The 9,229-nt window shown below is 51.6% G+C and carries 10 protein-coding genes; 8 read left to right on the forward strand and 2 right to left on the reverse strand.

Annotation, left to right across the window (positions count from 1 at the left end; all coding sequences use genetic code 11):
* The 4 genes from B3F49_RS03980 to B3F49_RS03995 form a co-directional block, all read left to right on the forward strand.
* On the forward strand, positions 1-1,633 hold a 1,633-nt coding region (locus B3F49_RS03980), incomplete at its 5' end, for a hypothetical protein (protein WP_293909119.1).
* A gap of 54 nt (positions 1,634-1,687) precedes the next feature.
* On the forward strand, positions 1,688-2,347 hold the full coding sequence (locus tag B3F49_RS03985; RefSeq protein ID WP_293909122.1) for a YczE/YyaS/YitT family protein: 660 nt from the start codon (positions 1,688-1,690) through the stop codon (positions 2,345-2,347).
* 110 nt (positions 2,348-2,457) lie between these two features.
* Positions 2,458-3,135 (forward strand): SatD family protein, encoded by a 678-nt coding sequence (locus B3F49_RS03990; RefSeq protein ID WP_293909125.1) that lies wholly within the window; start codon positions 2,458-2,460, stop codon positions 3,133-3,135.
* Positions 3,132-3,803, forward strand: coding sequence for a DUF3307 domain-containing protein (locus B3F49_RS03995; protein WP_293909128.1), 672 nt, complete (start codon positions 3,132-3,134; stop codon positions 3,801-3,803). The genes B3F49_RS03990 and B3F49_RS03995 overlap by 4 nt, the downstream gene beginning before the upstream one ends.
* A gap of 60 nt (positions 3,804-3,863) precedes the next feature.
* Here the strand turns inward: B3F49_RS03995 and B3F49_RS04000 are convergent, their stop codons facing one another.
* Both B3F49_RS04000 and B3F49_RS04005 read right to left on the reverse strand, forming a co-directional pair.
* The gene (locus B3F49_RS04000) at positions 3,864-5,321 is read right to left on the reverse strand and encodes a pyridoxal phosphate-dependent decarboxylase family protein (protein WP_293909129.1); all 1,458 of its coding nucleotides are present in this window, start codon (positions 5,319-5,321) and stop codon (positions 3,864-3,866) included.
* Complete coding sequence (locus B3F49_RS04005; RefSeq protein WP_293909132.1) at positions 5,302-6,657, reverse strand: diaminobutyrate--2-oxoglutarate transaminase family protein; 1,356 nt, start codon at positions 6,655-6,657, stop codon at positions 5,302-5,304. The genes B3F49_RS04000 and B3F49_RS04005 overlap by 20 nt, the downstream gene beginning before the upstream one ends.
* A gap of 323 nt (positions 6,658-6,980) precedes the next feature.
* On the opposite strand from B3F49_RS04005, the gene B3F49_RS04010 reads away from it, so the two are divergent.
* From B3F49_RS04010 to B3F49_RS04025, 4 genes are read left to right on the forward strand one after another with little or no spacing between them, the layout of a single operon-like run.
* The gene (locus B3F49_RS04010) at positions 6,981-7,868 is read left to right on the forward strand and encodes an ATP-binding cassette domain-containing protein (RefSeq protein WP_293909134.1); all 888 of its coding nucleotides are present in this window, start codon (positions 6,981-6,983) and stop codon (positions 7,866-7,868) included.
* Entirely contained in the window at positions 7,865-8,656 is a 792-nt protein-coding gene (locus tag B3F49_RS04015; protein WP_293909136.1) for a hypothetical protein, read from the forward strand. Before B3F49_RS04010 ends, B3F49_RS04015 begins: the two co-directional genes overlap by 4 nt.
* The gene (locus tag B3F49_RS04020; RefSeq protein WP_293909138.1) at positions 8,646-9,023 is read left to right on the forward strand and encodes a GntR family transcriptional regulator; all 378 of its coding nucleotides are present in this window, start codon (positions 8,646-8,648) and stop codon (positions 9,021-9,023) included. The genes B3F49_RS04015 and B3F49_RS04020 overlap by 11 nt, the downstream gene beginning before the upstream one ends.
* Positions 9,007-9,174, forward strand: a complete 168-nt coding sequence (locus tag B3F49_RS04025) for a hypothetical protein (protein ID WP_293896660.1) — start codon at positions 9,007-9,009, stop codon at positions 9,172-9,174. The genes B3F49_RS04020 and B3F49_RS04025 overlap by 17 nt, the downstream gene beginning before the upstream one ends.
* Positions 9,175-9,229: the final 55 nt, after the last annotated feature.

Genomic DNA, 9,229 nt, shown 5'->3' on the forward strand with positions numbered 1-9,229 from the left:
CCTCGATCTCTATAGCGGCCTGATCACCAGCACCTTTGTCTACCAAGGCGAACGGGTATGCGTGCAGACGGTGTGCCACCCCCACCAGGACCAGATTTCAATCAGTGTAGAATCTCTTTTGATTGCAAACGGCCTGCTTTCGGTAGTGGTTCACTTTCCCTACGCTTCCCATACCATCAGCGGCTCGGACTACACAAGAGACGACGATCACACAAGCATCCTGGCAACAGGGGAGAACAATCAGTACGTCATCAAACGCAGCATGGACAGCAGCCGGTATGAGGTTCACATCGGCACGTGCATGCAATGCTGTGTGCAGCAGACCAGCCAGCATGCCTTTGAGATTACTAGCTCCAACCTTGTCCTGCAAGCCAGCTTTCTGTTCAAGCAGGAAGCAGGCAATTGCACAGTCAGCTCCTTCGCCCAGGCCAAGGCTCTATCGGCAAACCATTGGGCTCGGTTTTGGACTGAGGGCGCGTTCATCGATTTTTCGCTCTCTTCTGATGAGCGAAGCAAGGAGTTGCAGCGAAGGATGTTGCTGAGCAGGTACTTGCTGGCCATCCAGTGCAGCGGCGAAACACCGCCGCCTGAGACCGGGCTTACCTGCAACAGCTGGTATGGGAAATTTCATCTGGAAATGCACCTGTTGCATGCTTCCCACTTTGCACTCTTCAATCAGGCTGAGCTTCTTGAGCGTTCACTGCATTGGTATGCCGGCATCCTCGATGGTGCCTATGAGCGGGCAAGAGTGCAGGGCTACCGGGGTGCCCGTTGGCCGAAAATGACCGATCCCAGCGGCAATGACAGCCCATCGTCCATCGGGACGCTGCTCTGTTGGCAGCAGCCTCATCCGATTTTCTACGCTTCATTGTTGAGAAAGACCCACCCCGAGTCCGCCTTGCTCAAAGAGTGGACGGAGATCATTGAGGCTACCGCCGCCTTCATGGTCGACTACCTGCAATATGATGAAAAGCAAGGCCTCTATGTCCTCGGCCCACCCCTCATCCCGGTGCAGGAGAACCACAGGCCTGAAGAAACGCTGAATCCCACCTTCGAGCTCTCCTATTGGCGATGGGCGCTGCAGGAGGCTGTAAGCCTGCTCAAGGAGGCAGACAGGAGTGTTGATGAAGACTGGCTTCAAGTACTTGAAAAGCTCTCTCCTCTGCCCAACGATGCAGAAGTCTACCTGGCACACCAGCATTGCCCGGATACCTATGGCGCCTTTGCCTACGACCATCCTTCGCTCCTCTTCAGCCTCGGCCTGCTCGATGGCAGGGATGTGGACAGGCGCATGATGAACAACTCCCTGGACCGGGTGCTCAAGGATTGGAAGCTCAATGAGCTCTGGGGCTGGGACTTCCCCCTCATGGCCATGACCGCCGCCCGTTTGGGCCGAAGCGCCGATGCAGTGGATTTGTTGTTGATGGACTCTCCCAAGAACACCTATACGCCCAACGGCCACAACGCCCAACTGCCGAAAGCCGACCTTCCTTTGTACCTGCCGGGCAATGGCGCCCTGCTCTTGGCCCTGGCTTTGATGGCCGGCGGTTGGGAAGGTGAGACGGCCCATGCGCCGGGATTCCCAAAGGATGGCTGGGTGGTGAGAATCGAGAACCTCAAGCGATTCTGGTAATATGAGCTATCTTTTTTCCTTGGTATTCGGTATGGTAGCGCCAAGGCGGAGTGTATGAAGGCTGTAGTGATTCGATTGTTTCGCTTGTTCTTCGGGTTGTTTCTGTATGCCGTGGGCATTGTGCTCACCATGCAGGCCCATATCGGCTATGCCCCGTGGGAAGTATTCCATGCCGGCATTGCCAAGGTGATGGGAGTCCAGATTGGAACGGTAACCATTTTGGTGGGTTTGGTCATCGGCATTGCAGTCATGCTGTTCGGTGAGCCGCTGGGTCTGGGAACGGTATGCAACATGGTGTTTGTAGGCCTGTTTATGAACATCCTGCTTGCCAGTGGTCTGTTTGCTGAACTGTCCAATCCTGTTCTGGGCATTGTGCAGCTGATAGCAGGCTTGTTTGTCATCTCCCTGGCCTCCTATTTTTATATTTCCTCCGGCTTCGGGGCAGGGCCCCGGGACAGCCTGATGGTGCTGCTCTCACGCAAAACCAAGTTTTCGGTCGGCACCTGCCGGGGAGCCATCGAAGTGGGCGTCACCGCCGTAGGCTTTCTTCTGGGAGGTTTTCTGGGTTGGGGAACGCTGCTCAGTGCTGTACTTATCGGCTTTTGCATCCAGATTACCTTCAAGGTGCTTCACTTTGATCCAAAGAAGGTCGCACATGAGGATTTTGTTTCCAGTTATCGAAAACTCGGGGCATATGTGCATAAATACGTCTAATATCAACAAAAAAGTATAGAAAAATAAAAAATCAATTAAAATATATTGATAATGAATAAAACAACATAAAAATATTTATTTTATACTAAAACCTATGGTATACTACCGATATGCAATATTACGCGTTGGTAGGAGATTTACGACAATCGAGGCAGTCGCCTGACCGAAAAGCTCTGCAGGAGCTGTTGCTTGATACCCTGAGGGAACTCAACGGCAGGTATGAGCAGCATATGGCCGCCTTTCTTATGGTTAATGCAGGGGATGCTTTTCAGGGCTTGTTTTTTTCATCAGCTCCCATCCTGGAAATTTGCGATTGCATCAGATATGCACTCTCCAGTAAAAGTGGAATACGCATGGGTCTCGGGTATGGTGCCATTGAAACGGCTATCGACAGGAAGCATAGTATTCTTGCCGATGGTCCGGCATTCTGGAATGCACGAAATGCTCTACAGCAGGTGAAAAAAGAGGACTACTATGGTACGCGCACCATGGCAATAAGCCTTGGTGAGAATCGATACGAATACCTCCAGACGCTGGTAACCCAGGTTCTGGTGCTTCAGGACCTGGTTGCCTCGAAGTGGAAAAATACTCAACTGGAACTTGCCAGGCACTACCTGACAAGTCACGGGTATAAGAGAGTCTCTCAAGCCCAGGTGGCTAAAGAGATGAACCTAAGCGCCCAGCAAGTAAACAACACAGTACAAGCCATGGGATGGTTTGCATTTCTGGATACACGCAAGGAGACGGAACAGGTCATGCAGCGAATCCTGGGAGGTATTGAATCATGAGTACAGCACTACTGGCCATGCTCGGCATGCATGTTTTAGGTGATTACTATCTGCAAACAGACAGGCTTGCCCAGGCAAGACAGCACCAATTCTCGGCAGTTGTGCTGCATTCACTGCTGTATTCCCTTGCTTTCCTTCCCTTGCTGCTTGCATCTCATCCTTCTGCCTTTGTGGTGCTTGCCGTCTCACATGCCTTGCTCGATGCTTTGAAATTCCTGCTGCAGAAAGGTACAAACAAAACGGCAATACTTTTCATGCTTGACCAACTCTGCCACATCCTCCTGCTCGTTGTCGTTTCGATTCTGTACCACGTAACGTTCTTCCTGCCTCCGAGCTGGGTTTCTGTTCTACGAATCAGCGTCCTTCTGCTTTGTGCGGCTAAACCCGTCTCGGTCATGTTCACCGAGCTGTTCGGGCGATTTCGGCCGATGCCCGGAGAAGGCACAGAGGGGGCTGGGAAGGTGATCGGTTACTTGGAAAGGCTTATTCTTGTCATCCTGATGGTAGTCGGAGAATATGGTGTCATTGGTTGGATCATTGCAGCAAAAACATTCGCACGAAGCAGGCAGCTTGCCGACTCCCAAGCATTCTGCGAGTACTTTCTTGTAGGAACACTGCTAAGCATCCTCTCTGCTATTTCGCTCTATCTTGTTCTGTATCGTTGGTAATTCTCGAAAAAAAGAGTCGAAGAACCTCGTTCCTCGACCCTTCGAGCACGGTTGCATACTTTATTGGATGCTGCTACCCAGTTTCTCGAGGAAAGCGAGCAGCTCATCCAGATGCTGATGGGTCACCAAGGGGTTGAGCAGGGTGAACTTAAGGTATGTCCTGCCCTGATACACCGTCTGGCCGATGACCACCTGATGATGATGCAACAGCTGTCTTCGTACCTGCTTGTTCTTCTCGCAGCTTCCCTTCAGGCGGAACACCACACTGGAAAGCTCGGGCTTGATGGCCAGCTCGAACCGGTCGTTGGAGAGTATGGCTTGCGCAAGGTAGGCTGCATTCTCGATGCAGGTGTCGATGATGGAGGCAAAACCGTCCTTTCCCCTGCACTGGAAAGCCATCCATACCTTCAAGGCATCGAAGCGGCGGGTTGTCTGCAGGCTTTTGCCGACCAGGTTGGTATAGCCCGCCTCCTCGTCCTCTTCACGATTCAGGTAGTCGGCATGCAGGGTGAACACCTCAAATCGGGAGCGATTCTTTATCAGCAGTGCTCCACAGCTGATGGGCAGCAGAAACATCTTGTGGAAGTCGACGGTGATGGAATCACACAAGCCGAGATCGCCCAAACGCTGTTGATAGTGTTGGGAAAGCTGCAGCCCGCTGCCGTAGGCTGCGTCTGCATGCAGATGGAGGTTGTATGCATCACATACAACTCTCAGCTTCTCTACCGGATCGATCGAACCATAATCGGTCGTTCCGATGGTTGCCACGATGCAGAAGGGCAACAGTCCTTCAGAAACATCCTCTTCAAGCATCGTTTTTAGTTTTTGCACATCCATCCTGCACAGCTCATCCACCGGAACCTTGCGAACGGCATCGTAGCCGAGGCCCAGCAGGTGTGCACTCTTCTCCATGGAGAAGTGGGAGACTTCGGAAGTGTAGATCCTGAGCTTCTGATAGCAGGAGGGCAGGCCTAGTTTCTTGACGTCGTGTCCAAGGACCGTGTTGCAATACCAATCACGGGCCATCGTCAGGGCGCTGAGATTCGATTGGCTGCCCCCCGAGGTGAAGACGCCGTCGGCATCCTCTCCTAATTGATACAGCTTGCACAGCTCGTTTACTACCGCTACCTCCACTTCGGTCGCGATGGGACCTTGATCCCAGCTGTCCATCGACTGGTTGAAGGTGGACAGGATCAGTTCGCCGGCGATCGACTCAAGCAGTGCAGGACTGTGCAGATGGGCCATGTAGTTGGTGGACCAGGTCCTGAGGAAGTTGGGAAGAATGGTTTTCTTCACCTCGTCAAGCACAGCATCCCAACCATTGCCGGTTTGCGGCAGAATCGTGGTGGTCTGCATGAGGTTTTGCAAATCCTTTACGCTGGCGCCCTGATAAGCGCCGGCATCGGTCACCGAGTCGGTGATTGCTTGCACCGTATCGTCGATGATGGTGCGATAGGCCTCTTTCGAACGGGTGTCACTGCCGAAAAAATACGGAAGCTTATCGGTGGGAATTGACATCTGCATCCACCTTGCGGATTGCCTTCTCGGCGATATCGAGCATGAGCTTGACCTCATCCTTGGTAACGTTGAGAGCGCACAGGCAGCGCATGACCGAACCGTACCTTCCCCCTTTTTCCATGATCAGGCGGTTGTTGAAGCACTCTTTCTGCACCTTGGCTGCAATGACGCCGCTTTGGGGGAGAGAGCCGAGCTGGTCTTTCTGCCCGAGGGGATCGACGAATTCAATGCCGAGCATCAAGCCTTTGCTGCGGACGTCCCCGATGATGGAGACTTCCTGCATCAACTTTATCATGTGGTCCTCGATCATTTTTCCTTTCTCAATCACTTCGGCCAAAAACTCGGGTTTGCTCACCCGCTTCATGACTACCGTACCGGCCGCCATGGCAAGCTGGTTGCCGCGGAAGGTTCCTGCATGGGCACCCGGCTGCCAGGCATCCAGATCCTTGTGATAGATGACTACGCTCATCGGCTGCGATCCCCCGATCGCCTTGGATGCAAGGATGACATCGGGTACGATATCGGCATACTCGAAGGCGAAGAACTTGCCCGAACGGCCGATTCCGCACTGGATTTCATCGACGATCATGGGGATGTCGAGTTCCTTGGTCACACGGCGAACCGTCTGCAGGAATTTAATGGGAGCGGGTACTACGCCGCCTTCTCCCTGGATGGTTTCCAGGATGACGGCTGCAGGCTTGGTAATACCGCTTTCGGGGTCCTTGAGCGTGCGCTCGAAGACTGCACAGGCTGCGTCGATTCCTGCTTCACCACCCAAACCAAATGGGCAGCGATAGGAGTAGGGGTAGGGGAAGAAATGTACATCGGGCATCAGGCCGTTGACCTGGCTCTTTGCATTGAGATTTCCGGTTAAGGCAAGGGCTCCGTGTCCCATTCCATGGTAGCCGCCGCTGAAGGCGATGATTGAAGAGCGACCGGTTGCCGTCTTGCACAGCTTGATCGCCGCATCGACTGCGTCGGTTCCGCTGGGACTGCAGAACTGGATTTTCCCGTTGTTTTTAAGCTCTTCAGGAAGAAGATTGAAAAGGGTTTGAACAAAAGTATCTTTGATCGGGGTGGTGAGGTCCAGGGTGTGAAGGGGAAAGTTGTTGGTCAAAAGGTTGACCATCGCCTGGTTTACTTCATCGTCGTTGTGTCCAAGGGCAAGGGTGCCTGCACCACAGAGGAAATCGAGGTAAGTATTGCCCTCTACATCGATAAGGTATGAGCCTTTGGCTTCTTTGATTGCGATGGGGAATTTTCGGGGATACGTGCGTGCATTGGATTCGGTTTGATTCTGACGATCAAGATAGAATTGGTTGGTAGATTCGTTCATTACCCTTATTCCTTCTATACCATGGTGTTTTTTTGTCTGGATGTTACATCCAGCCCTTTCATATAAAGTGTTTCCCACCCTCTCTCAAGAGAGGTGAAGGATGTTCTTGTCTGCACATTGGAAGGCCAATGCGCAAGAAACGATACTACCAGCTTCTTATCAAATTTGCTAGTGATAGTTTGGCAATTGTCTAGAAATTTCGAAAAAGTTCCTATGCTGAAAAAAATGGGAAAAAATTGTGTGGTTTTCAAGGTAAAGGGCTGGACATGATTACAATATTGGTGTATTAGATAGCTATTACAGTAGCAGATTAGGAGGCATGCATGGCAAGCCAGGAAGTAGTAGTATCATCAGGGTATGGGATGGAAGGGGATGTCGTTGTTCGTATGACCGATATCTCATTCTCATACCAGAGCAAACCGTTGTTCTCCGGTTTGGATCTGGAGATTCACAGGGGAAATATTTACGGATTGTTGGGAAAGAACGGGGCGGGCAAGACCACCTTGCTCAAGTTGCTCAGCGGCCAACTGTTCGTACAGGGCGGGAAGGTTGAAGTGTTTGGACAGAACCCCCAAAAGAGGGCTCCCTCCCTGTTGCAGGAGATTTTTTATCTGCCTGAAGAGTTCCCGCTTCCGAAAATGAAAGCGAATGAGTATCTGGCGATGCTCAGTCCTTTCTATCCTCGTTTCGACCATACGATGTTTGGTGTGTATTGCAAGGATTTCGATGTTGATTTGAACCAGCGACTGGATCAGATGTCCTTGGGACAGAAGAAGAAGGTCCTGTTGTCCTTCGGCCTTGCGTCGAATACCGCCCTGCTTATGCTTGATGAACCTACCAATGGGCTGGATATTCCTTCGAAACGGCAGTTCAGGCAGACGGTCGCTTCAGCGATGACGGAGAACAGGACGTTCATTATTTCAACGCACCAGGTGCGTGATATGGAAAACCTAATCGACCCGATCATCATCCTGCATGACGGTTCTGTTATTTTCAACGACACGGTTGCCAGTGTTTCGGACAAGTATGTCCTCAACCTTACCACCAGCGAACCCAGCAAGGAGAACACGCTGTATACGGAGAAAGTGCTTGGCGGCTGGATGGTGCTCAGTGAGCGAGGCGACGAATCTGAAGGGCAGCCTTTGGACTTGGAAACCCTGTTCAATGTGGTTATCCAGACCTCAAAGGGAACTATGGGAGGTGTACGATGAATAGATTGCTCGCATTGCTTAAGCGGGAGTGGAAGACCGGTCAGAAAGAGTACTCGACGTATGGTTTGGTGATAGTGTTGCTGCTCTTTGCTTTTGAGACCATGCAGAGTCTGGTGGCCCGGTATACCGGTTCTTCTTTCCCGATGGAAGTATATTCGGAAATGTTTCCCGGCTTTTTGCTTCTCGGCGGTTTCATCACCACCAGCATGCTTTTCAGTGAGGATATGTTCAGCAAGGACGCCCAGCATAATTGGTTGATGCTTCCTGCAACGAATCTGGAGAAGTTTTTGTCCAAGGCTTTGGTGTCTACTATTGGCTATCCGATTGCTTTGACGCTGCTGTTCTTCTTGACCAGTGTGGTGACCGAGCCGATTCAGCTTCTGATTTTCGGCAGTCCGATGGGTTTGTTCAACCCGTTCAGAGACAATGAGCTTTGGTCGCTGTTGGCTCAGTACTGGGTATGGAATTCGGTATTCCTGTTGGGCGCGACATTCTTCCACAAGGGACATTTCATCAAGACGGTTCTGGCTGTCGGGGTAGTCTTTCTCGGCCTTGGTTCCCTGGCGCTTTTGTTCACCAGGATTGTGTTCGCCATCAAATTTGGTTCTTCAATGCAGATGTTTGATTCGTTCATGTACTTCGACTCCAGGTACCTGCAGAACTCCCTCACAGCTTTGAAGGTGTTCTCCGGTATAACCAATGTTTTATACTACGCAGTTTTGCCGCTATTCTGTTTGGTTACTGCGTACTTCAGGGTTGAGGAGGTCCAGGCAACAGATGCAGTTTAATACATTCTCTCCGATCTATCTGCAAATAGCCGAGTACATCCATGACCTTATCCTCAACAGGGTATGGGAGGATGGGCAGCGAATTCCCTCGGTACGCGATATGGCCATGGAGTTGGAGGTGAATCCCAACACCGTGATCAGGACGTATGCCATGCTGCAAGAGGAAGGCACGTTGGAGAACCAGAGGGGAATCGGATATTTCACCGCCAAGGACGCACGCTCTCTTGTGCTCAAGCAGCGTCGCGAGAAGTTCATCAAGCGGGAGCTGCCCCAGCTCTTCTCCACCATGGAGACGTTGGGCATCACCTTGGAGGATTTACAGCACTATGCACGCAATAAGGAGGTTGGCAATGAAATCCAAGCTTAAGCGAAGTAATAAAATGTTGATAGGAGCAGGCATATTCCTGGCCGTCTACCTTCTGATAAGCATACTGTTCGGTACGTCGGTATTGAGCAGGGCGATCAAGAGCGGTCCTTCCGATACAGTCACCCAGGTGACTGTATGGAGGAATTGGTAAGAAACAAACAAAATCACAGACTTTGTACAAGAGGGCCGAAACCGGCCCTCTTGCT

The sequence above is a fragment of the Sphaerochaeta sp. UBA5836 genome (genome assembly GCF_002432845.1).
In the GTDB taxonomy this organism is placed as follows: domain Bacteria; phylum Spirochaetota; class Spirochaetia; order Sphaerochaetales; family Sphaerochaetaceae; genus Sphaerochaeta.

Bases quoted from the DNA above. Each gene is read 5' to 3' on its own strand.
- B3F49_RS03985 (WP_293909122.1), top strand. From the start codon at position 1,688: ATGAAGGCTGTAGTGATTCGATTGTTTCGCTTGTTCTTCGGGTTGTTT.
- B3F49_RS03990 (WP_293909125.1), top strand. From the start codon at position 2,458: ATGCAATATTACGCGTTGGTAGGAGATTTACGACAATCGAGGCAGTCG.
- B3F49_RS03995 (WP_293909128.1), top strand. From the start codon at position 3,132: ATGAGTACAGCACTACTGGCCATGCTCGGCATGCATGTTTTAGGTGAT.
- B3F49_RS04000 (WP_293909129.1), bottom strand. From the start codon at position 5,321: ATGTCAATTCCCACCGATAAGCTTCCGTATTTTTTCGGCAGTGACACC.
- B3F49_RS04005 (WP_293909132.1), bottom strand. From the start codon at position 6,657: ATGAACGAATCTACCAACCAATTCTATCTTGATCGTCAGAATCAAACC.
- B3F49_RS04010 (WP_293909134.1), top strand. From the start codon at position 6,981: ATGGCAAGCCAGGAAGTAGTAGTATCATCAGGGTATGGGATGGAAGGG.
- B3F49_RS04015 (WP_293909136.1), top strand. From the start codon at position 7,865: ATGAATAGATTGCTCGCATTGCTTAAGCGGGAGTGGAAGACCGGTCAG.
- B3F49_RS04020 (WP_293909138.1), top strand. From the start codon at position 8,646: ATGCAGTTTAATACATTCTCTCCGATCTATCTGCAAATAGCCGAGTAC.
- B3F49_RS04025 (WP_293896660.1), top strand. From the start codon at position 9,007: ATGAAATCCAAGCTTAAGCGAAGTAATAAAATGTTGATAGGAGCAGGC.